This window comes from Idiomarina sp. ST20R2A10 (assembly GCF_051842345.1).
GTDB classification, from domain to species: domain Bacteria; phylum Pseudomonadota; class Gammaproteobacteria; order Enterobacterales; family Alteromonadaceae; genus Idiomarina; species Idiomarina loihiensis.
The window spans coordinates 316,110-339,221 of the sequence record NZ_JBNIEY010000003.1 but is presented as its reverse complement, the minus strand read 5'-3'; the positions used below and the strand labels follow the sequence as shown (position 1 = coordinate 339,221).

Genomic DNA, 23,112 nt, shown 5'->3' with positions numbered 1-23,112 from the left:
GTGGTCTTCGTCGTATCTTTCATACCAACGATTTCACACTCGTCGCCTGTACGCACGATACCGCGCTCTACACGACCAGTAACAACTGTACCACGACCTGAAATCGAGAATACGTCTTCGATTGGCATGATGAACGGCTTATCGATGTCACGCTCTGGCTCTGGGATGTAGTTATCCAGTGCGTCAGCCAGCTCAACAATTTTCTTAGCGTACTCTTCGTCGCCTTCCAGCGCTTTCAGTGCAGAGCCCTGAATGACCGGCAGGTCGTCGCCCGGGAAGTCATATTCTGACAACAGTTCACGAACTTCCATTTCGACCAGCTCTAACAGCTCTTCGTCGTCGACCATGTCACATTTGTTCATGAATACAACGATGTAAGGTACGCCTACCTGACGTGAAAGCAGGATGTGCTCACGAGTCTGCGGCATTGGACCGTCTGTTGCCGCTACTACTAAGATTGCGCCGTCCATCTGCGCCGCACCGGTGATCATGTTTTTAACATAGTCAGCGTGCCCTGGGCAGTCTACGTGTGCGTAGTGACGAGTTGGTGTGTCATATTCAACGTGTGACGTTGAAATAGTAATACCACGCTCTTTCTCTTCTGGCGCGTTATCGATGGCTGCGAAGTCTTTCGCCGCACCACCATAAACTTTTGCCAAAACAGTTGTGATAGCAGCAGTTAGTGTTGTTTTACCGTGGTCAACGTGACCGATGGTGCCGACGTTTACGTGCGGCTTCGAACGTTCAAATTTTTCTTTAGACATTGCAGCCTCTCTAACAAAATTCTTCGGTGTGTTACCTAAGCTAAAAAGCATGACCGAGGTTTATTAGGGGCCTAAATTGAAATGGTGCTGATAGGCGGATTCGAACCGCCGACCTCACCCTTACCAAGGGTGCGCTCTACCAACTGAGCTATATCAGCACTGACGGAATGTGGAGCGGGTGGCGGGAATCGAACCCGCGTCATCAGCTTGGAAGGCTGAGGTAATAGCCACTATACGACACCCGCAAATTCACAATTTTATGAGGCCACTTCAAAACCAAGGAAATTGCGTGGTGGAGGGGGCAGGATTCGAACCTGCGAAGGCTGAGCCGTCAGATTTACAGTCTGATCCCTTTGGCCACTCGGGAACCCCTCCCGTGTCTTGCAATTTAAATTGGTGCCGGCACCAAGAGTCGAACTCGGGACCTACTGATTACAAGTCAGTTGCTCTACCAACTGAGCTATGCCGGCACCACCGGTTAGGTGGAGCGCATTCTATGGTACTAGATTTGATAGTGCAATAGGTGCGCGTAATTTTTTTAATTTTTTTGTTCTGACTGGTCAGTTTTTATCTACATCGAATAAAAACTGACCGTCTTTTAGTAACATACACTACTTTTTCTTACTGCCCAAATGGGTGACGTAAAACAATGGTTTCTTTACGATCAGGGCCGGTCGAAATGATATCTACCGGTACACCGGTTAACGCCTCGATACGAGCGATATAAGCTAAAGCTTCTGGCGGTAACTCTTTATGCTCTGTTATGCCAACAGTGCTTTGCTGCCAGCCCGGCATTGTTTCGTAAATGGGCTCTACCACTTCATAGTCTTCCGCAGACAGCGGCGGATGCTCTGTCACACTGCCATCGGAGAGCTGATAGCCAATACAAATCTTTAACTCTTCAAGACCGTCTAATACATCTAGCTTGGTTAAACAGAAGCCACTAATAGAGTTGATTTGTACTGCGCGTCGCATTGCCACGGCATCTATCCAGCCAGTACGACGTTTACGGCCGGTCGTTGCACCAAACTCATGGCCTTTTTCACCTAAATGCTGCCCCACTTCGCAATCAAGTTCAGTCGGGAACGGACCACTACCTACGCGAGTGGTATAGGCTTTGACAATGCCTAACACGTAATCAATATAACGAGGACCAAAACCGGCTCCGGTTGCAACACCACCAGCCGTTGTATTGGAAGAGGTCACATAAGGGTATGTACCGTGGTCGATATCCAGCAAAGTACCCTGCGCACCTTCAAACATGATTGATTCACCGTTTTTACGCGCTTTATCGAGTAAAGCAGGTACATCAATCACCATAGGTTTTAATACTTCCGCGAACTCTTCACATTGCTTAAGTACGGTATCGAAATCAATAGCGTCAGCTTTGTAGTATTCCACTAAAGAGAAGTTGTGATAATCCACCAACTCTTTCAGCTTCTCACCAAAGCGTTTCATATCAAATAAGTCACCAACACGCAGACCACGACGTGCAACTTTGTCTTCATACGCAGGGCCAATACCACGCCCCGTTGTGCCAATAGCCTCGCTGCCACGCGCGCGTTCACGTGCCTGATCAAGAGCTACATGGAACGGCAGGATTAATGGACAAGCTTTGCTGATACGCAAACGGTCAGCAACTGGAACATTTCGTTCTTTCAGCATTGCCATTTCTTCCATCAGTGCTTCGGGTGATAAAACCACACCGTTGCCAATAACGCATTGAACATTTTTGCGCAAAATACCTGAAGGAATTAAATGCAGAACGGTTTTTTCACCGTCAATAACCAATGTGTGCCCAGCGTTATGTCCGCCCTGATACCGCACAACCATAGTGGCCTTATCGGTTAACAGGTCAACAATTTTACCTTTGCCTTCGTCACCCCATTGGGTGCCTAGAATTACAACGTTCTGACTCATGATTGCCCCGCGTAAAAAAAATCGGAGCGATCTTACCTTTAATCGGAGGGTTTGTACATCGGAGGTGAGCGCCTGATGGTCACATCAGACGCTCGGTCATGATTACTCTTCGGTTTTTCCCATCATATTTTGTAAATAACGGAAAAAGTCACTGTTCGCATCAAGCACTAACATATCATTGCCAGAGCCAAAGGAACTGCCATAAGCTTCCATGCTGCGAATAAATGCAAAGAACTCTGCATCTTTCTGATAAGCATCAGCGTAGATTTTCGCTGCCTGCGCATCACCTTCACCACGTAATTCACGTGACTGACGTTTTGCATCAGCAAGCATTACCGTTACACGCGCGTCAACATCGGCACGGATAAACTCTGCCTGCTCTTTACCTTCAGAACGATGTTCTGTGGCCACAGCTTTACGCTCTGCACGCATACGTTGATAAATGGACTGACTCACTTCAGTTGGCAAGTTAATTTGCATAACACGAACATCCAGCACTTCAACACCTAAATCTGAAGCACTTTCTGAACCTTGTATTAAAGCTTCACGCATTAACTCATCACGCTCACCAGAAACAATGTCAGAAATGGTACGGTTACCAAATTCACTACGCAAACCGCTGTTAATACGACGAGTTAACAGAGCTTCAGCCTGGAGGTAGTTACCGCCATTAGTACTCAGATAGAAAGTAGAGAAGTCATTAATACGCCACATAACGTAGGTATCAACAATCAAATCCTTTTTCTCACTGGTGACAAAGCGGTCAGGATCTCCGTCTAATGTTTGCAGGCGGGCATCCAGTCTTTTCACTTGTTCAATGAAAGGGATTTTAAAGTGTAAACCAGGTTCGAAAACCATAGCTTCACCAGTTTCTGCATTACGCTCGACCTTACCGAACTGAATTAAGATGGCGCGTTCGCCTTCCTTAACTACATAAACGGAGGAAAGACCCAGAACGACCAGGACCACAACAATTATTGCGATTAGGTTTTTCATTAGTTTCGACCTCCGCTGCGGTTACTGCTGCGCGTATTTTGTGTCTCTGTTCCAGTACTTGAGGAACCACCTGAAACATCTTCAGGAATACGCGTCGGAGAGAATGAATTTGTATTACGACCTTGCTTTTCGAGAAGTTTTTCTAGTGGTAAGTACATCATGTTGTTACCACCTTCAACGTCAACCAGTACCTTAGGCGTTTTCGCATAAAGCTCCTGCAAAGTATCAAGATAAATACGCTGACGTGTGACTTCAGGTGCGTTTTGATATTGAGGCAGCAACTCTTCAAAGCGAGCAACTTCACCCTGAGCCTCAAGAATAATTTGCTCACGATAAGCTTGCGCTTCCTGCAACATACGACGTACCTGGCCTCGTGCCAAGGGTTCTACTTCGCGGGCATAAGCTTCAGCTTCTCTAATGAAGCGCTCTTCATCTTCCTGAGCCGATATAGCATCATCAAAGGCGTCTTTAACCGCCTCCGGTGGCCGTGCTGGCAGCAAGTTAATATCAACTACCTGCAAACCAACCGTGTATGGATTCATTGTTTTTTCGAGCATATCCAGAGTATTCGCTCTGACTTCCTCACGACCACGAGTCAGCACTTCATCCATGGTTGTGTGACCCACCACAAAACGTAAGGCACTGTCAGTAGCTCGTGATAAAACACCATCAGCATTTTCTACGTTAAATAAATACGCACGCGGATCAACAACGCGATACTGAACATCCAGCTCCACACGAACCACGTTCTCATCCTGAGTCAGCATGTAGCCATCAGTTTTATCTGAGCGGATGTTGTTTACGTCTACATGTTCTACCGAATCAATAAACACGGGGCGCCAGTGAAGTCCCGACTCAACCAGGGTATGAAACTGACCGAAACGCAGCACAACACCACGGTCTGCTTCTTTAACCGTATAAAAACCAGCGATAAACCAAACAATTATCGCAATAATTGCGATAATGCCGACGCCTTTTGCCGGGATACCTGAACTGCCGCCCGAGCCGCCGCCTTTTTTCCCACCAAAACCGAATTTGGAAAACAGTTTGCGAACTGCTTCGTCGAGATCAGGCGGCCCTTGATCTTTGCCGCCTTGATTTTTCCATGGGTCACGGTCATTGTTATTACCGTTTCCCGGTTGATTCCAAGCCATTGAGTGCTCCAAGTTTTTTAAGAAAACTGTTGCTATAAAAAATTCTATTGCTGCACGACTAAGTCGTCCAGTTGGTCGCCATAAGCCTTGTGTAAACGCTGCCAGTCTACCGATGACATGCGCACTTGCAACGCAAGTTCACCATTTTCGTTAACATCTTCCGATGTCACGCTATTCCAACGGTATAATGTACCACGTAATTTACCCATTGAGTGGGGGATTTTCAGAGTCAGCTCGACCATCTGCGGGCCAAGTATCTGCCGTAAAGCCTCCAGTACTTCCTCAATGCCAAGGTCTTGCTGCGCTGAAACCCAGACCCTTATTGGCCTTTGATTGTCATCGTAATCAATCCGGGGCTCGGCCCCTTCCACTTGATCTATTTTATTACAAATAATTAACTGTGGTACATCGCCAGCATCGATTTCTTCCAAAACCTCAGCAACCTGATCAATATTATTTTGCTGCTGTTCGTCGCTGACATCAACCACATGTAACAATAAATCGGCCTCTTGAGTTTCCTGAAGCGTCGCTTTAAAAGCTGCGACCAGGTCATGAGGTAAGTGACGAATAAAACCAACGGTGTCAGCCAGAATCACTTCACCAATATCTTCTACTGCAAGTTTTCTAAGGGTTGGGTCAAGTGTTGCGAATAGCTGATCCGCGGCATAAACGCCGGCTTCAGTCAGGCGATTAAATAGCGTCGATTTACCTGCGTTGGTATAACCCACCAGCGATACGGTAGGAATATCCGCCTTTTTACGAGCCCGACGCCCCTGCTCCCGCTGTTTCTGGACTTTCTCCAGGCGCTTTAAGATATTTTTAATACGCCCGCGAATTAAACGTCTGTCGGTCTCGAGCTGGGTTTCACCCGGGCCACGTAAACCAATACCACCTTTTTGTCTCTCAAGGTGGGTCCAGCCTCGCACCAGTCGTGTCGATATATGACGCAGCTGCGCTAATTCAACCTGCAACTTACCTTCGTGGGTCCGTGCCCGCTGCGCAAAAATGTCGAGAATAAGACCCGTACGGTCTAACACCCGACACTTGCAAATGGCTTCCAAGTTTCGCTCTTGCGTTGGTGATAACGCGTGATTAAAGATAACAATGTTAGCGTCCAGCAGTTTTACCTGCTCGGCAATTTCTTCTGCCTTACCACTACCAACAAAGTATCTGGGGGTTGGGGAGTTACGACTTGTGGTCATCACTCCCATAGTTTTCACGCCCGAAGAATCAGCTAAAAGTTGTAATTCAGAGAGATCTTCTCGGTCAACTTCTGCGGGTAAATCCACATGAACCAATATTGCGTAGTCGCCACCTTCATACCTATCGAACAAGTTGTTCAGACCTCTCTTTCACCATTAATCTTCTATTTCAGCCATATCTTCGCCAGCTTGTTGCGGCAAATAATTTTGAGGAATACGCGCAGGTACAACTGTTGAAATTGCATGCTTATAAACCATTTGGCTAACCGTATTCTTTAATAAGACAACGAATTGATCAAAAGACTCAATTTGTCCTTGCAGTTTAATGCCATTAACTAAGTAAATAGATACTGGTATGCGCTCACGACGTAACGCATTTAAGAATGGGTCTTGTAAAGTTTGCCCCTTAGCCATCTTGGATTCCTTTTTATCGTTATTAATATCCAATGTGTAAATAGTAAGCTACAGCACTGCCAATTTGCAGTTCCCTGTAAAGACACACTAGACCAGTAAAGAATTTTTGCAATAAGAAAAACGTTAAGAATTACTCATTTAGTTCAGAATTGGATCTGCGGCCTTGGTCGTCTAATTTCAATCCTTAGTATCAAAAATCTCTGCGGGATGCTGCATTGCCGTCATGAGTTTCGCCTGCATATTGAGGTCACCGGTCTCCAGCCAGTGCACTCCCGGCCAGCCCCGCAGCCACGTCATTTGTCTTTTCGCCAACTGTCGAGTGGCAATAATTCCGCGCTCCCGCATTTCATCATAGCTTAGCTCTCCGGCGAGGTGCTGCCACATTTGCCGATACCCAACACTGCGTATGGACGGAAGATCCGGGTGCAAATCGGGTCTGGCAAACAAGGTTTCAACTTCTTCTTTAAAAGGTTGCGCCAACATTTGGTCAAAACGCTGCTCGATACGCTGGTGTAAAACTTCCCGTTCAACCGGCGCTACCGCAAACTGATAAATGGGCTTAGTTAACTGACCATGACGCTCTTTGGTGAGTTCCGTCAAAGGTTTGCCTGAAATTTCATAAACCTCCAAAGCTCGCAGAATTCGCTGAGGATCGTTAGGGTGAATACGTTTTGCGCTTGTGGGGTCAATCTTTTGCAGCCGACTGTGCAATTCGGCTAAACCTTTCTCATGCAGTTCGCCGGTCAGCTTTTCACGTACGCTGGTATCAGACTCGGGCAAATGGGAAAGCCCTTCAAGCAAAGCCTTAAAGTACAACATGGTCCCGCCAACCAACAAAGGCACTTTGCCACGTTGCTGAATATCATCAATTAAAGCCAAAGCATCTTTTTGGAAATCGGCCGCCGAGTAAGTTTCAGCAGGGTCACGAATATCCAGTAAGTGATGAGGAACTAGGTTTTGCTCTTCGGTGCTGGGTTTCGCAGTACCAATATCCATTCCCCGATAAATCAACGCGGAATCGACAGAAATAATCTCACAATCCAGTTGCTCACAAAGCGCCAGCGACAACGCTGTTTTGCCTGAAGCTGTTGGCCCATAAATGGCAATAACGGCGTCCTTGCTATGCATTATTCTCTCCGGGTAACGGCAACTTTTGTAACGCATCCGCGCTTTCAGCCAATTGCGAACGCCACTGAATAAGCCAGTGCTCCGCCTGAGTCAGACTGTACGACTCAAGACCAGCAAACTGTGCCAACCAACGAGCCAGTTGGTCAGTTTCAGCGTCTTCGGTCAGTAAGGTTAATAAGTCAGTAAAACCACTCACTACATTGCCCTGACGTAACATTTCCGGCATTTGCTCAATAATTGCCTGCTCACGCTGAATTTTATACACCACACCGCACTGGTTTAATTGCTGTTGCGGCCACTGGCTCGCAGGCCCGGGCAGGTTCGCCAAACTGACTGCCACAGGAACCAGTAACGGCTGCCCGTTCAGTCCGTCCTGCAATTGCTGAGTAAGTTTTCTGCTGACACATTCAGTATGAACTTTAGCCAGATTAAGCCAGGCCAGACTGTACTCATTGCGAATAAGGGCATAAACATCATTAAACACAGACAGAACACGCCAGTTTTGTTCCGCCTTTGACTTTGCCTCTGGCTCGGTGCTTAGCTGCGCTCCAGCATTACCATGAGGAATCCTGGCAGCATTCGGCAACAACGAACCCGATGCTTTTCTCTCGCCCAGAAAGCTCGCACCTGACGCTCCCCGACAGGAGTCCGACGTCACGCCTGATGACCGTTCTTGCAAGCTGTAAGAATGCTGATGACTCATCGCAGGTTGTTCATTTTCTATCGCAACCAGCTGGTTTAAAGCCTGTTCAATGCGGGTCAGAATAAAGTCATGCACTTGTCGCTGGCGGTGAAAACGGACTTCATGCTTTGCCGGATGTACATTCACATCGACTTCTTCAGCAGGAAGTTCAAAATAAAGCACAAACGTCGGAACGCGCTCGTTCGGCAAATATTTTTCGTAGGCCTGACGTACCGCATGCGATAACAATTTATCGCGCATCATTCGGCCGTTGACAAAAAAATGCTGAATATCCCCCTGATGCCGACAATGCTCCGGCGGGACTAACCAGCCACTTAAGTGGAAGTCACCATCAACAGCGTCAATTGCTGAAGCCTGCTCAGCAAATCCACCGCCGCAAATTTTCGCCAACCGTTGTAATTGCTGTTTTTCAGTCTGAGCAGAAGGAAACGCTCTTACCGATTTGCCGTTATGATTAAGCTGGAATCCAACTTCAAAACGGCTAAGCGCAATCCGTTTTATAACTTCATCTATGTGGCTGAATTCAGTTTTTTCTGTGCGTAAAAACTTACGTCTGGCTGGCGTATTAAAGAATAGATCCTGTATATCGACGGTTGTGCCGTCCGGATGCGCAGCTGGTTCAACAGTCACTTGCATATCCCTACCTTCGGCCCACGCCTGCCAAGCTTCTTTCTGCTCTGGCGGCTTGGATATTAAGCGCAATCGCGACACAGAACTGATACTGGCCAGAGCTTCTCCCCGAAACCCCAGGCTACCAATATGCTCTAAATCGTCCAGACTCTGAATTTTACTGGTGGCGTGACGGCTCAGTGCCAGTGTCAGCTCCTGCTTAACAATACCACCGCCGTTATCGCGAATTCGAATGCGTTTGCTACCGCCCTGCTCAATATCCAGAATTAATTGCGTAGCCCCGGCATCCAATGCATTTTCTACCAGTTCTTTAACCACCGACGAAGGGCGCTCAACCACTTCGCCCGCAGCAATTTGGTTCGCGAGCTCTATCGGTAATTGTTGAATGGCCATCAGCGACTCGGAATTGTCAGTTTCTGACCAATTTTCAAGCTACTGGTGGTCAGGTTATTCTCGGTTTTAATGGCTTTGACGGTAGTATTATACTTCTGTGCCAGCACCGATAAGGAATCTCCGGACTTAACGGTATAAGTAAAACTGCTTTGGTTAGCTAAGTAGGTATTGTCTATTGGGTTGCTAACAAAATAACGGCGAATCCCGTTGTAAAGAGCCCGCGCCAGCTTTTGCTGATGAGCATTACTGGTTAACAACTGCTCTTCACGCGGATTTGAAATGAATCCAGTTTCCACCAGCAATGACGGTTTATCCGGTGACTTCAAAACCGCGAAACTCGCTGCCTGAGGGGTCTTTTTATGCATTTTGGTTACCGTCGACATTTCATCGATTATATGTTTCGCGGCACTGTAGGCCCCGGCAATGGAACTGTCCATTGACATATCCAACAGAGTCTCGGCCAAATAGGGTTCGTGCCCGTTCTTCCGCAAAATATCAGTAACGCCACCCAATAACTCAGATTGCTGCTCCCGATTTTCTAACCAGCGACCAACTTCGGATTCTGCCCGGCGTTTGGACAACACCCAGACCGAGCCACCGCTGGGCTGTGGTGTTCGAAAAGCGTCTGCATGAATCGAAACAAAAAAATCCGCTTTTACATCCCAGGCTTTTTGCGGTCGCTCGTTAAGGCCAACATAGTAGTCCCCGGTTCGAATCAAATAAGCCTGCATACCAGGGTCATCATTAATGAGTTTGGCCAATGCACGGGCAATACGAATAACGACGTGTTTTTCGTAAGTTCCGCGTGGACCAATAGAGCCGGGGTCATCACCACCATGCCCGGCATCAATTGCTATGGTTACGCGCCTGTCTTTCAGCTCTGAAACCGATTTTGCCGGCCCGCTCAGCTCTTTGGATTTACCGGGTAAATCAACCACCAACCGATCTTTATAGGACTCATTAGCTGGCAAGGTAAAAAGGTTAGCGTCGCTTTTAGAGTCCAGCTCAATAACAATACGGGTACTGTTAGCGTTTTTAGGTGAGCTTGTACGAATTTTATCGACCAGCAGCGATTCTTCGCCCAAGTTCGCCAAACCCGCTTTTAACGAAGTATTGTTAAAATCAATAACCAGCCGGTAAGGCTTTTGCTGATACAACGTAAAGTAAGAATAGTCGGGAGTGTCCGACAAGTCGAAAACCACCCGCGTTTTATCCGGAGATGGCCACACACGCACACTGTCTATACTGTTGTCGGCCCAGGCCCACAAAGGAACACAAGCAAACAAAAACACCCAAAATCGCTTCATCATAATGTTTTAATTATTTGTTGTCCGGCTTCAGTTAGCGCACTGAAAGTAAGTTTACGACCCGTGCCAGCATACTCGATTCTTATCTCAATGTCCGCACCGGGAAGCCAACCATAGCCTTTATCGGGCCACTCTATAAAGTTTAACGTATCTTCAGAAAAATAATCTCGAATTCCCATATATTCGAGCTCTTCCGGATCTGCCAGTCGATATAAATCGAAATGATGAATACGCCAGCCTTGCAGCTGGTAGGGCTCAACAAGAGTATAGGTCGGACTTTTCACCGCCCCTGAATGCCCCATAGCCTGAATAACACCGCGACAAAACGCCGTTTTTCCGGCACCTAACTCGCCTCTCAGATAAACCACTAAAGGGGTCTGTAAAACTTGTGAAAATTTCTTCGCAAGTGCTAACGTTTCCTCTTCATCAGCCAACTCACATTGGTGTACCTCAGTCATCATCCCTTCCATATCCGTTCACCAACTGTCGTATATAAGGCAACAGATCCGAAGCTAAGGTTCCCCTCTCACCATCGTTTCCTGCCTCTTCGCCCGCTATAGCATGCCATAGGCTACCCGCAATCAGCGCTTGTGCCGGAGCCATTCTTTGCGCTAATAAGCCCGCGATTAATCCGGTTAACAGGTCGCCCATGCCACCGGAGGCCATTGCTGGTGAACCGCGGTCAATCAAACACCTACCTCTGTCGGTTACCAGCAAAGACCCCGCACCTTTAAGTAGTACCTGCGCACCGTATTTTTCACGTAGTTTTGTTGCCGCAGCAAAACGATCCGACGCTATTTCATCGGTCGTAATTTGCAGTAACCGTGCGGCTTCACCAGGGTGCGGTGTTAGTAATAATTTGGGTGAATGAACGGGGTTACTGGCTAATAGATTTAAACCATCGGCATCAATAACTTTCAGCACATCGGTTTCCATCACCTGCGAAAAAACCTCCTGACTCCAGGAGCCTTGCCCCAACCCGGGCCCCAAAGCAACAGCAGAAGCTTCTCGCAGCAGCGGCTTAAGAGCATCGGTTTCTTTTATGCCATGCACCATAGCTTCAGGCTGAGCTGCCGCAACAATTGCCTGCACCTGCGGATGACACGCCACGGACACTTTGCCCGCCCCCGCACGCAGCGCCGACTGCATTGCCAATATCACAGCTCCGGACATGCCCGGCTGACCACCGACAATTAGCACGTGTCCTTGCTCACCTTTGTGAGTGCAGCGTGAACGAGGCGCTAGCCAGCCGCCAACCCGGCCTGCATTAACCCTGAACCAGTCGGCTTCATTTTGCTGTCTAAACGTGCCGCCAATACCTAAATCTTCAAGTTTTAACTCACCGGTATGCTCTTGAGCCTTCCCGGTCAGCAAGCCGCGCTTTAACGCCACCAGACAGACGGTCAGATGAGCGCGAACCGCCGCACCGGGCACATGACCCGTATCAGCATTCAGCCCCGACGGCACATCCACTGACACCACTGGCGTCGTGCTGCCATTCACCCGCTGAACCCAGCTTACCGGGTCACCCTCAAGCGCACGATTCAAACCGACACCAAATAAGGCATCCACCAACACATCAAACTGCTCGGGCGAGCAATCCAGCAAGGGCTTTTCACTTCCGCCTTGTTCACGCCACGCAGCGCGGGCTTTGTGCGCGTCAGACTCCATTGGCTCCGGCAATTCAACATTGGGTTTAAGCGCAAAAACTTGCACCTGATAACCGGCCTTCTGAGCCAGTCGGGCGACAATATAGCCATCACCACCGTTATTGCCTTCACCACAACAGACCGCAATGCGTGCCGGTGCCGGAAAGTAAGATTGTAGCTGATGAAAAACCGCTTTCCCGGCCGCCGACATCAGTTGCGTCATGTTCATCGAGCAAGCTTCAGCGGCTTTTTGTTCGCCCTGCTGTACTTGCTCAACGCGATAAAGACAGTTGATAAAACGGCTGCCGTCGGTGTCTGTCATAATGGCTCCCTACAATTTGTTTAGTCTGGCTTAAATACCCCAATGACCTGATCAAACTGACGCTGGCTACCACCACCCTGCTCTTTAGGTTCACTAAACCGGTGCTTACATTGCACGCACTCAACTTGTTCGGTATCGTTTTCGATGAAGAGCATGAGTGTGTCCATGGCATCGCATTTGGGGCAAACGGCCCCGGCAATAAATCGCTTCTTTTCTCTAGCCACAACAGCTCCTGTGTTAGAATTGTGAGCAGAACACGTCTATGATACCGCAGCTGAACAGCTGTACAAAATGAAGAGTAGTTTATGATCCGTGCTGAAGCTATCACCTTATTGCGTGGCGGTGATGTTTTATTTGAAGACAGTGACTTACAAGTATTCCCGGGACATCGCGTTGGCTTAGTAGGCCGTAATGGCTGCGGCAAGTCCTCGTTGTTTGCCATGCTGCGTGGTGAACTCAGTGCCGACAGCGGTAATATTCACCTGCCAGCGGAGTGGCGAATTGCCAGCGTAGCCCAGGACACTCCCGCACTGGATAAATCCGCTATCGATTACGTAATGGACGGTGACGCCGAGTTTCGGCAGTTGGAAGCGCAACTCGCGCAGGCCGAAAGCGATAACAACGGCGAAGCCATTGCAAACTGTCATGATAAACTAGCCGCCATTGGCGCCTACGACATTCAGCCCAGAACCGCCAGTTTAATGGCTGGCCTTGGCTTTACTCAGGAACAACTGCAACAGCCGGTAAAGGCATTTTCCGGTGGTTGGCGCATGCGCCTTAATTTGGCACAGGTACTCATAGCCCGCGCCGACTTAATGCTGCTGGATGAGCCAACCAACCACCTGGACGTTGATGCCATTTTCTGGCTGGAAAGCTGGCTGAAACAGTACGACGGAACGCTTTTGTTGATATCGCACGACCGGGATTTTCTGGATTCCGTCACTACCGACATTACGCATATTGAGCATAAAAAACTGAACAGCTACCGCGGTAACTACTCTCTGTTTGAGCGGCAGCGCGCCGAGCACATGGCTCAGCAACAAAGCGAGTACGAAAAAGCTCAGGTTATGCGTCAGCACTTACAAGCTTACGTTGACCGTTTTCGTTATAAAGCCAGCAAAGCCAAACAAGCACAGAGCCGTTTAAAAGCTATTGAGAAGTTGCCTAACCAGGCGCCACTGCGCGCCGAAAGTGGTATCGACTTTCACTTTTTAACACCAGAGAAGCTGCCAAATCCGCTGCTAACGCTGCGCGACGCCAAAGCTGGCTATGGTGACACCACCATTCTTGAGCAGATTAAGCTAAATTTGGTGCCGGGAACTAGGTTAGGCTTGCTTGGCCGAAACGGCGCCGGTAAATCAACGCTGATTAAACTGCTGGCGGGTGAATTGGAGCCGATGGCTGGTGAGCGGTTGGTTAACCCAGGTCTCAGCATTGGTTATTTTGCTCAGCATCAGCTGGAAACTCTGGACTTGGCAGCCTCAGCGCTGCTGCACTTGCAGCGCATTGATAAACAAGCGACTGAACAAAAGTTGCGTGACTTTTTAGGTAACTTTGGTTTTTCCGGTGATCAGGCCACACGATCGGTCGAACCCATGTCCGGTGGGGAAAAAGCCCGATTGGCGTTAGCCCTCATTATTTACCAGCGTCCTAACCTGTTACTGCTAGATGAGCCGACTAACCACCTGGATCTCGGCTTGCGCGACGCACTGGTCGCGGCTTTGCAGGAATATGAAGGCGCGTTGATTGTGGTTTCGCACGACAGACATTTGCTACGTACCACGGTAGATGAATTTTGTCTGGTTGCCGACGGCAAAGCAGAAACTTTCGACGGCGATTTAGATGCCTATCACGATTGGTTACAGCAACAGGCGGCTAATGACAAACGTAGCGAGCAACCCGCCACTCGCCAACGTGACGATCGCAAGCAGCAGAAACGCAAAGAAGCCGAAGCGCGGCAAAAAACCAAGCCTTTACGCCAACAAATAGAGAAGGCAGAAAAGAATATTCATTCGCTGGAGCTGACGCTAGCCGATATTCACGAGCAACTGAGTGACAGCACCTTGTATGACGATGCCAATAAAGCCAAATTGCAAAAGCTGTTAGACCAGCAGGCACAGGCGCAAAAAGATCTGCAACAACAGGAAAACCTCTGGATGACAGCAGAAGAAGAACTGGCAGAATTAACAGAAGAGTTGCAGCAAGCGGAGGATAAATGATCATTCCCTGGCAGGAAATTGATCAGGAAACCCTGAACAATTTAATGGAATCTATTGTACTGCGCGAAGGAACCGATTACGGCAGTCAGGAGCTCAGCTTTGAAACGAAAGTGGAGCAACTGAAGCAACGCCTGAAGTCCGGCGAAGCCGTCATTGTTTACTCCGAGCTGCATGAAAGTGTCGATGTAGTCAACAAAGACAGTGTTACCGGAAACGAGCCTGACGGGCAATAAAGACTTCTTCCCAGGGAACGCTTTGGTCGCCCAAAACCAGAAAGTTAGGGTTCAGCAGGCTAACCGTACGGTTGTAGGTAATGGGCTCAAAGTTCTCATTCACTATGCGACCGCCAGCTTCTCCTACAATAACTTGCGATGCAGCGGTATCCCATTCTCCGGTAGGTCCCAGACGTAAAAAACAATCGGCTTTGCCCTCGGCAATAAAACAGGCTTTTAGTGAACAGCTACCCGTTGGTAAAGGCTGAATATCACGTTTTGTCTGCAAACGATTAAACACAGGCTCTCGTGCCTGTTGGCGACTTATTGCAATAATAATAGGGGCAGCCTGAGGGTCACTAAACTTGCGCACGCTTATGGACTGCTTTTCGTTCTCTTTTTGTTTAAAGGCGCCAGCGCCTTTGCGAGCATAGTAAAGCGTTTCGCCGACCGGCCAGAAAATAACGCCAATGACAGGTTCGTTGTTTTCTACGTAAGCAATGTTGACCGCAAAGTCCCCGGAGCGGGAAATAAACTCCTGAGTACCATCTATCGGGTCAATAATAAAATAAGCCTTCCATTGACGGCGCTCATTATAGTCCTGGTGTTCGCTTTCTTCAGAAATAACCGGAATCTCAGGGAATGACTGCTTGAGTCGATCTTCTATTAGCTCGCTGGCAACAAGATCGGCGGTAGTCACTGGAGAATCGTCTTTTTTCTCGGCGGTTTTATAGTCATGCCGCTCGTACATTGACAAAATAACGCCACCTGCCTCGCAGGCTATTTCCTTCAGTCTCTCCAGCATTGTCTCTGCCACTACTGTGCCTCACTCAAATTACGCAAAAGCATTAAAAGCGCCGCAACACTGCGCGCTTCAGAAAAGTCGGGTTGAGCCAGCAGGTTGTCAATATCGTCTAATGGCCAGGTCACTTTTTCCAGTGGCTCAGGTTCGTCGCCCGGCAAGCTTTCGGGGTATAAGTCGCGAGCTACGAAAACACTCATTTTGGCAGAAAAAAACTGAGGCGCGAGAGACACTTCCATTAAGAATTCAAGTTGACGGCTGCCGTAACCAACTTCTTCTTTTAGCTCACGCTGAGCAGCCTCTTCCGGGGTTTCGCCCGGGTCAATCAGGCCTTTGGGGAAACCGAGTTGATAGTCGTGAAGGCCTGCAGCGTATTCCCGAATCAGTAACAAAGTTTCTTCATCCAGGCAGGGAACAATCATAACCGCGCCGCGACCGCTGCCTTTCATGCGCTCAAACTGACGCTGCTCACCATTGCTAAATTTAAGATCGACGGCCTCAATACGCATTAAGCGGCTTTGCGCTACAACACGACGAGCCAGAATTTGCGGGACTTGTTTTTCTTTACTCATACAACGGTTCCAAGTCATTGTCTCTCTTTACTATAACGACTCTGCGCACAGAAAACAGTGTCAATTTACGCTTTTCTTATACAGTGCTACTATCTAAAGCCCGTACACCGGTAGTGAAGCGAGTAATATGACTGCAATAAAGCCTGAAACCGAAACAGAATTCGATGTCGTTGTCATCGGTACTGGTCCCGGCGGCGAAGGCGCTGCCATGCAATTGGCCAAAAGCGGCTACAACGTTGCCATAGTAGAAAAACATAAAGCCCTTGGCGGCGGTTGCACGCATTGGGGAACCATTCCATCCAAAGCTTTGCGACACTCCGTCAGTCGTCTAATTGAATACAATAATAATCCATTGTTTTCCGGCCCTGGCTGGCAGAGCGGTATGACTTTCAGTCACATACTGCACTATGCAGAATCGGTTATTCGTAAACAGGTGAAATTACGCAGTTCGTTTTACGACCGTAACGACGTTACTGTGGTGCACGGTACAGCTTCTTTTTTAGACAAGAACCGCATTCGGGTCACCAAACTGGACGGCTCTGTCGATGACTTGATCACAAAACATGTCGTTATCGCTACAGGGTCACGCCCATACAACCCGAAAGACGTCGACTTTTCGCATCCGCGCATTTACGACTCAGATAAAGTGTTGTCGTTGTCTCATGAACCTAAAACCATTCTGATATACGGTGCCGGTGTGGTGGGCAGTGAATACGCCAGTATTTTCCGGGGTATGGGCGTTAAAGTGGACTTAATAAACCAGCGTGAACGCCTGCTTTCTTTTCTGGATGCTGAAATTTCAGATGCGCTGAGTTATCACTTGCGCAACAGTGGCGTTGTCATTCGCCACAATGAAGAATACGAAAGCATTACCGGGCATGACGATAAAGTAGTTCTAAAAACCAAGTCAGGTAAGACCATGGCTGCCGACTGTCTGCTTTTTGCTAATGGTCGTTCCGGTAACATTGAACAGCTTGACTGCCAGTCGGTGGGGCTGGAACCCAACTATCGCGGCCAGCTGGAGGTAAATGAAAATTACCAGACCAGTGTCGATAATATTTATGCAGTCGGCGACATTATTGGTTACCCCAGTTTAGCCAGCGCAGCATACGATCAGGGGCGGATCTGTGCTTCCGCTATTATTAACGGTAATTGCGACAAAGCACTTATCAGCGATATTCCTACCGGTATTTACACCATTCCGGAAATTAGCTCGGTTGGTAAAACCGAAGAAGAACTGACTGAAATGAAAGTGCCTTATGAGGTTGGCCGTGCGCAGTTTAAGCACCTTGCGCGGGCGCAAATCTCCGGTGCCGATGTGGGCTGCCTGAAGTTGTTATTCCACCGGGAAACGCGCGAGCTGCTGGGGCTTCATTGTTTTGGCGAGCGAGCTTCAGAAATTATCCACATTGGTCAGGCTATTATGGAGCAGAAAAACGGTGGTAACACCATCGACTACTTCGTCAACACCACCTTTAACTATCCGACCATGGCGGAAGCCTACCGTGTTGCGGCTCTTAACGGTATTAACCGCCTGTTGCTATAATCAAGATTACTGCCGTTGCTGATTCAGCGGCAGTTCAATCCGCACGCACAAGCCGCCTTCCGGGCGGTTTTGCAGTTGTATACTGCCGTCGTGCCGGTCGACAATGCGCTTAATAATAGCCAGCCCCAGACCGGAACCAACGCCGCCACGCGCTTTATCGCCCTGAGTAAAAGGCTCAAATAATGTGGCCTGCTGCTCTTCGGGAATGCCCGGGCCGTCATCTGTTACCCTGAACCAGACACGTTTTTGCTTTTTATCATGCCCGGAGCTGACCACTACGTGATGTTTCCCGTAACGTTCGGCGTTTTCCAGCAAATTAATAATGACTCGTTTCATAGATAAGGGGCGTAACCAAACTCTGGGCAACTTGCCTAAATCCAGCTCAAACTGCTTTTGCCAGTTATCCGGAACATTCGCCACAGTTTGCTCTATCAGCTCATTCAGCGACTCTCTGCTGCTCGACTCCTGCTGATCAAGACGAACGTAATCAATAAACTGATCAATAATGTCGTTCATGTCGTCTATATCTTCAATAATGCCCTGAGCCAGGCAGTCTTCGCCCTGCGGCATCATTTCCGCAGCCAGACGAATGCGAGTAAGAGGGGTTCTTAAGTCGTGAGAAACACCGGCCATTAAAAGGTTACGGTCATTTTCCAGTTCACGGATACCGCGCGACATTTGATTAAAAGCGCGAGTCACTGCCACAATTTCGGTCGCACCTTTTTCAGACAGCTGCTCAGGGAACTCTCCCCGTCCAACTCTTCGGGCGGAGTCCTCCAGAGCTTTTAACGGTCGGTTTAACCAGTTGGCAAATAGCATACCGCCGAACACGCTCAGCAAACCAATGAGTACCAGGTACATCACCAATGGCGAGAAGCGTCCCTGCTGCATACTATCCAGGGGCACGCGTATCCAGAAGTCAGGTGCACGCGGAGGTTTTACCCACAAATAGAATTTATTACCCTGAGCTACCCGCACCTGGGCTTCGCCACCCAGCATGTCGCTCATGTCATCCGATAAATAACCATAATAGGTTGAGTTACCTAAGCCCTGCTTTTCAGCTGCTTCATCATTAAAGACTTCGATACCGGTGGCTTCAGTATAATTGGTCATGAGCTCCCGCTCGGTTTCAGCTAAATGCTGACGGGGGATAAACATGGTGCGGATGTGTTTCGCAACCAGTTCATTAATTTGTTCTATGGAGGGCCTGACAACATAATTGCTGACCATCACGTAAGAAACGAGCTGGTTGATAAGCAACACCAGAGCCAGCAGCGCAACCGTGCGGGCAAACGCTGACTTAGGAAAAAGTTTCATCAGGACTTCAGTTGACCATCCGGCACAAACACGTAGCCCAAACCCCACACCGTCTGAATATATCGGGGTTTAGTCGGGTCGGCTTCCAGCATACGTCTTAAACGTGACACCTGAACGTCAATAGAGCGCTCAAGCGCACTGTAGTCACGACCACGAGCCAGATGCATTAACTTGTCGCGCGAAAGTGGCTGCCGTGCATTATTAACAAGAGCTTTTAGTACCGCAAATTCACCACTGGTCAGCGGCATAGGTGTGTCGCCGCGAAACATTTCGCGAGTACCCAGATTCAGCCGGAATTCACCGAAGGTTATTTCCTGATCTTCCTGCGAGGGAGCACCAGGAGCTTCGGTACCCCGCCGGCGCAGTACCGCTCTGACGCGAGCTAACAGCTCTCTAGGGTTAAAAGGCTTAGCCAGATAGTCATCAGCACCGAGTTCCAGGCCAATAATACGGTCCACTTCGTCGCCCTTTGCGGTTAGCATAATGACCGGCAGATTGTTTCCCTGGCTACGCAAACGCTTGCAAATGGAGAGTCCGTCTTCGCCCGGCAGCATTAAATCCAGTACGAGTAAATTAAAGTTTTCCCGGGTCAGCAAGCGGTCCATTTGCTCAGAGTCCTGCGCCACCCGTACCTGAAAGTTTTGCTCAGTAAGATAACGCTCCAGCAAGCTTCGCAGCCGTGCGTCATCATCTACCACTAAAATTTTTAATGTTTCCTGCATCATCAGTTTTGTTTTCCAAGCTGGTATGCCTCAGCCATAAAGATACACCGCCTGACAGCTTTATAGAAGCAGGCTTCTGTTAGCAAATGTTTCAGTTAACGGTGCCAGTAACGCTGCATTTCAACGTATAGAAACGAAGCCGTCCAGGTAATTAAAACTAAACCAGTTAAACTCTCCACACCAGTTAAAAAGCGGAGTGCTCCCGAAGGCTCTATATCGCCAAAACCAACCGTACTAAAAACCGTGAAAGAAAAGTATAAAGCATCCAAAAAACTTCCATCAAAATTACCGACTAAGGTGCCAAAACCTTCTTCGTGATGCATAAAGTAATAAGCAAGCGCAAAAATAGAAACCTCTACGGTATGCGCTATGATTGCGAGCATGACCCCAAACATCAGTCGAATTTGACTGAACATTCTCATGTGAGTGATCAGCCAGCCTATTCGGTTAAGTGCTTCGTAGTGAAAAATAACCGCTAAGCCGACAATAATCGAGTTACAGATAAAGGAAATTAGCATTGCTTAAACTCGCTCATCAGACATCCAGAAGTGGCTTGGTTCTGGCCTGGCAAAATAGTACCCCTGAAAACAAAAACACCCCATTTCCTGTAGTTTATGCAAGTGCTCCTCCGTTTCGACGCCTTCGGCGATAATGGCTAAATCAAGACTTTTGCCCAGTGCTATCACCGTTCTTACTATAGCTTCATCACTGTTACCGTTTTTCATGTCTCGCACAAAAGATTGATCTATCTTTAACGAATTTAAGGGCAAACGTTTCAGATAGCCCAAAGAGGCGTAACCGGTTCCAAAATCATCCAACGCAAAGGTCACTCCCAGGCGTTTTAGCCTTTCCATATTCGCAGCCGTGTTTTCAATATCATCAATGAGTAAACTCTCGGTTACTTCCAGCTCAAGCAACTCTCCGGGAATACCAGCCGCCGTTAAACGGGCTTCAATATCTTCTACAAATCCGGGGGATTTAAACTGGCTGGCACTGACGTTTATCGCAACACGTCCGCCTTTATCACTTATAGCGTGTTGCAATTTGGGAATGGCTGCCAGTACCTGATTCAGCACCAACCGATGCAGGTCGGGCATGAGTCCCTGACTTTCGGCTAACGGAATAAACTCTGCGGGAGACACCCAGCCAAGTTCTTCGTCGTACCAACGGAGTAACGCTTCAAAGCCCAAACAACGCTGGCTGGCCTCATCCGTTAGCTGTTGGTACTGCGGCTGAAAATACACTTCCAGTGACTCTGTCGTTATTGCCTGTCGTAACCCAGTTATCATCTTTTGCCGATAATTAAATTCGCGCTGTATGCCCGTATTAAAAAATTGCAGCTTTGATGCATTGGTCTCTTTTGCCTGCGACAGCGCCAGGTCGGCTCCCTGAAGTAGATCTCCGGTGTTTTGCGCATCGGAAAACAAAGTGACGCCCATACTGACTGATATCGACTCCGTTTTTTCGCCTAATTGGTAAGGCTCACTTAAACGCTCTACCAACACCTGCAGGCGCTGACGCAGATTCTTATCGTCCAGCAGATTAATACCGCTTTTACTCTTTAACAGCACCATAAATTCATCGGCCCCCAGACGTCCGGCAGTTTCAGTCTGAAGCAGCTCAGACTCCAGTCTCTGGCCAAACAGAACCAAAAGCTCGTCTCCCGCGTCATGGCTTACGCTGTCATTCACTTTCTTGAACTGGTCGATATCCAACATTGCCAGCACACCATCATCGCCGCCATTCTGGTAACGATAAAACTCGTCTTTCAAACGCTCCAGCATGAAACGTCTATTCGCCAGGCCGGTTAAAGGGTCGAAGTACGCAAGAGACTGAATTTCTTCTTTCATGCTCTGGTATTCTGAAATGTCAGTACAAATTCCGCACAAGCCAATAACCTTCTTATTGGCATCATATAACGGCACTTTTACAGACCAAAAATGAAGCGGCTTTTTTTTGTCAGGCAGAAAGCTAATTTCTTCCTGAGCCGCCCGTTTACCGCTTTTTATTACTTTGTTGTCAAAAACTTTAAGCGTATCGGCGGTGCTTTTATCAAACAAATCGGCATCGGTTTTTCCGATGAAATCACCCAGTTTTAACTGAAACAGTTTTAAAACCTGCTGGTTCGCATACTGATACTTCAGCTCTTTATCTTTGATAAAAATATAAGCTTCAACACTGTCTAAAATGGTATTCAAACGATACTTACTTTCAGCCAGCGCTTGTGTTTTTTCGGTAACCTTGCGACGCAAAAGCAGATTAAACCCAACAACAGTCAAGAATAGTAAGACCAATGCCGTCATTAACCACCAAACGTAAACAGAAATTGTTAAGTGACTTTGCCCTGAACTCCAGCGTTCAATAATTTCATAGTAATCGGAGTTTTCATCGGCTTTTAAGCGCTTTAGCTCTCTGTCCAGAGTTGACAGAATATCTGCATGAGAACCTTTAGGAACGGCAAAGAAAACCTCATTAGGAAGAAACATGATGGGGGTCATTTCAATGGCATATTCTGTCACCTGCTTATCGCCAAAAAGCTGATCCGCCGAAGTGGCGTTGACCTTTCCCGCAACAACCGCATCAAACCCTTCGGCAAGGCTCTGCACCGGATAAAGCTCACTGTTTAGATCAAAATTCTCAATTAATTGTTTTAGATACTCTTCCTGAACAGAGTCCCGCAGTACCGCCACACGTTTGTTATTCAAATCTAAAAGGTTGGTAATTTTTTCTTCTTTCGGCGCATAAAGCTGTGACCAACTCAATAAAGCAGGCTCATTATGAAAACTAGCCCAAGTCTCTCTTTCATCGTTTTTCACAACATCCGGGAAAATATCAATTCGACCTTCGCGCAAGAGCTTTAAGCATTGATCCCATTCACATTCTACCGGCATCAGTTGCCAATTATGACGCTGTGCAATAGTCATAAGAAGCTGGCCATGAATACCGCTCAACTGGCCGTATTCATCGAACATGATTTTGGGCGGGTTGTCATAAACACCCACTTTCAATGTTACATCCTGAGCCATTGACCCCGAAGCAAGTAGCAATAAAGCAATAGCAATAAGGTTTCGCAAGAAGGGTGGCACCTAATGTTAGTGAGTTGTATAACCCTAGAATAGGCTCATTTGAGTCATGAGAAA

At 48.1% G+C, this 23,112-nt stretch carries 21 protein-coding genes and 4 tRNA genes; 3 read left to right on the top strand and 22 right to left on the bottom strand.

Annotation, left to right across the window (positions count from 1 at the left end):
- The 16 genes from ACP7H9_RS07410 to ACP7H9_RS07335 all read right to left on the bottom strand — a co-directional run.
- Positions 1 to 764 (bottom strand): elongation factor Tu (locus ACP7H9_RS07410; RefSeq protein WP_439222489.1); only part of this gene is annotated, 764 nt, incomplete at its 3' end.
- An 82-nt stretch (positions 765 to 846) separates the two neighbouring features.
- Positions 847 to 922 (bottom strand) — tRNA-Thr (locus ACP7H9_RS07405).
- Positions 923 to 934: 12 nt separating this feature from the next.
- A tRNA-Gly gene (locus tag ACP7H9_RS07400) sits at positions 935 to 1,009 on the bottom strand.
- Positions 1,010 to 1,054: 45 nt separating this feature from the next.
- A tRNA-Tyr gene (locus tag ACP7H9_RS07395) sits at positions 1,055 to 1,139 on the bottom strand.
- A gap of 19 nt (positions 1,140 to 1,158) precedes the next feature.
- Positions 1,159 to 1,234, bottom strand: a tRNA-Thr gene (locus tag ACP7H9_RS07390).
- 151 nt (positions 1,235 to 1,385) lie between these two features.
- Positions 1,386 to 2,684, bottom strand: coding sequence for an adenylosuccinate synthase (locus tag ACP7H9_RS07385; protein ID WP_034818786.1), 1,299 nt, complete (start codon positions 2,682 to 2,684; stop codon positions 1,386 to 1,388).
- Positions 2,685 to 2,786: 102 nt separating this feature from the next.
- Entirely contained in the window at positions 2,787 to 3,680 is an 894-nt protein-coding gene (hflC, locus tag ACP7H9_RS07380; protein WP_034818788.1) for a protease modulator HflC, read from the bottom strand.
- Positions 3,680 to 4,834, bottom strand: coding sequence for an FtsH protease activity modulator HflK (gene hflK / locus ACP7H9_RS07375; RefSeq protein ID WP_034818790.1), 1,155 nt, complete (start codon positions 4,832 to 4,834; stop codon positions 3,680 to 3,682). The genes hflC and hflK overlap by 1 nt, the downstream gene beginning before the upstream one ends.
- A 44-nt stretch (positions 4,835 to 4,878) precedes the next feature.
- Complete coding sequence (hflX, locus tag ACP7H9_RS07370; protein WP_034818792.1) at positions 4,879 to 6,168, bottom strand: ribosome rescue GTPase HflX; 1,290 nt, start codon at positions 6,166 to 6,168, stop codon at positions 4,879 to 4,881.
- A gap of 24 nt (positions 6,169 to 6,192) precedes the next feature.
- Positions 6,193 to 6,450, bottom strand: a complete 258-nt coding sequence (gene hfq, locus ACP7H9_RS07365) for an RNA chaperone Hfq (protein ID WP_011233595.1) — start codon at positions 6,448 to 6,450, stop codon at positions 6,193 to 6,195.
- 177 nt (positions 6,451 to 6,627) lie between these two features.
- Positions 6,628 to 7,578, bottom strand: a complete 951-nt coding sequence (gene miaA / locus ACP7H9_RS07360) for a tRNA (adenosine(37)-N6)-dimethylallyltransferase MiaA (protein ID WP_439222488.1) — start codon at positions 7,576 to 7,578, stop codon at positions 6,628 to 6,630.
- On the bottom strand, positions 7,571 to 9,304 hold the full coding sequence (gene mutL / locus ACP7H9_RS07355) for a DNA mismatch repair endonuclease MutL (protein WP_110014154.1): 1,734 nt from the start codon (positions 9,302 to 9,304) through the stop codon (positions 7,571 to 7,573). Before mutL ends, miaA begins: the two co-directional genes overlap by 8 nt.
- On the bottom strand, positions 9,304 to 10,614 hold the full coding sequence (locus tag ACP7H9_RS07350) for an N-acetylmuramoyl-L-alanine amidase (RefSeq protein WP_110014155.1): 1,311 nt from the start codon (positions 10,612 to 10,614) through the stop codon (positions 9,304 to 9,306). Before ACP7H9_RS07350 ends, mutL begins: the two co-directional genes overlap by 1 nt.
- Entirely contained in the window at positions 10,611 to 11,069 is a 459-nt protein-coding gene (gene tsaE, locus ACP7H9_RS07345; protein WP_034818801.1) for a tRNA (adenosine(37)-N6)-threonylcarbamoyltransferase complex ATPase subunit type 1 TsaE, read from the bottom strand. The genes ACP7H9_RS07350 and tsaE overlap by 4 nt, the downstream gene beginning before the upstream one ends.
- On the bottom strand, positions 11,062 to 12,582 hold the full coding sequence (locus ACP7H9_RS07340) for a bifunctional ADP-dependent NAD(P)H-hydrate dehydratase/NAD(P)H-hydrate epimerase (RefSeq protein WP_034818803.1): 1,521 nt from the start codon (positions 12,580 to 12,582) through the stop codon (positions 11,062 to 11,064). Before ACP7H9_RS07340 ends, tsaE begins: the two co-directional genes overlap by 8 nt.
- 20 nt (positions 12,583 to 12,602) lie before the next feature.
- Complete coding sequence (locus ACP7H9_RS07335) at positions 12,603 to 12,806, bottom strand: YheV family putative zinc ribbon protein (RefSeq protein ID WP_011233589.1); 204 nt, start codon at positions 12,804 to 12,806, stop codon at positions 12,603 to 12,605.
- Positions 12,807 to 12,887: 81 nt separating this feature from the next.
- On the opposite strand from ACP7H9_RS07335, the gene ACP7H9_RS07330 reads away from it, so the two are divergent.
- Entirely contained in the window at positions 12,888 to 14,801 is a 1,914-nt protein-coding gene (locus tag ACP7H9_RS07330; protein ID WP_439222487.1) for an ATP-binding cassette domain-containing protein, read from the top strand.
- Entirely contained in the window at positions 14,798 to 15,034 is a 237-nt protein-coding gene (locus ACP7H9_RS07325) for a YheU family protein (protein WP_011233587.1), read from the top strand. The genes ACP7H9_RS07330 and ACP7H9_RS07325 overlap by 4 nt, the downstream gene beginning before the upstream one ends.
- On the opposite strand, the gene cysQ is transcribed toward ACP7H9_RS07325, so the two are convergent.
- Positions 15,006 to 15,818 carry a 3'(2'),5'-bisphosphate nucleotidase CysQ gene (cysQ, locus tag ACP7H9_RS07320; protein WP_439222491.1) on the bottom strand — a complete coding sequence of 271 codons (813 nt, stop codon included), beginning with the start codon at positions 15,816 to 15,818 and terminating at the stop codon, positions 15,006 to 15,008. The genes ACP7H9_RS07325 and cysQ overlap by 29 nt on opposite strands.
- An 11-nt stretch (positions 15,819 to 15,829) precedes the next feature.
- Complete coding sequence (gene nudE, locus ACP7H9_RS07315) at positions 15,830 to 16,387, bottom strand: ADP compounds hydrolase NudE (protein WP_417438574.1); 558 nt, start codon at positions 16,385 to 16,387, stop codon at positions 15,830 to 15,832.
- Between the two features lie 127 nt (positions 16,388 to 16,514).
- Here nudE and sthA point away from each other — a divergent pair, with 127 nt between their 5' ends.
- Positions 16,515 to 17,933 carry a Si-specific NAD(P)(+) transhydrogenase gene (gene sthA / locus ACP7H9_RS07310; protein WP_439222486.1) on the top strand — a complete coding sequence of 473 codons (1,419 nt, stop codon included), beginning with the start codon at positions 16,515 to 16,517 and terminating at the stop codon, positions 17,931 to 17,933.
- A 6-nt stretch (positions 17,934 to 17,939) separates the two neighbouring features.
- Here sthA and envZ read toward each other — a convergent pair whose 3' ends face one another.
- From envZ to ACP7H9_RS07290, 4 genes are all read right to left on the bottom strand, one after another.
- Positions 17,940 to 19,250, bottom strand: a complete 1,311-nt coding sequence (gene envZ / locus ACP7H9_RS07305) for a two-component system sensor histidine kinase EnvZ (protein WP_439222485.1) — start codon at positions 19,248 to 19,250, stop codon at positions 17,940 to 17,942.
- Positions 19,250 to 19,975, bottom strand: coding sequence for an osmolarity response regulator transcription factor OmpR (gene ompR / locus ACP7H9_RS07300; protein ID WP_146203639.1), 726 nt, complete (start codon positions 19,973 to 19,975; stop codon positions 19,250 to 19,252). Before ompR ends, envZ begins: the two co-directional genes overlap by 1 nt.
- A gap of 92 nt (positions 19,976 to 20,067) precedes the next feature.
- Positions 20,068 to 20,490 carry a potassium channel family protein gene (locus ACP7H9_RS07295; protein ID WP_011233581.1) on the bottom strand — a complete coding sequence of 141 codons (423 nt, stop codon included), beginning with the start codon at positions 20,488 to 20,490 and terminating at the stop codon, positions 20,068 to 20,070.
- 3 nt (positions 20,491 to 20,493) lie between these two features.
- Complete coding sequence (locus ACP7H9_RS07290) at positions 20,494 to 23,046, bottom strand: EAL domain-containing protein (RefSeq protein WP_439222484.1); 2,553 nt, start codon at positions 23,044 to 23,046, stop codon at positions 20,494 to 20,496.
- Positions 23,047 to 23,112: the final 66 nt, after the last annotated feature.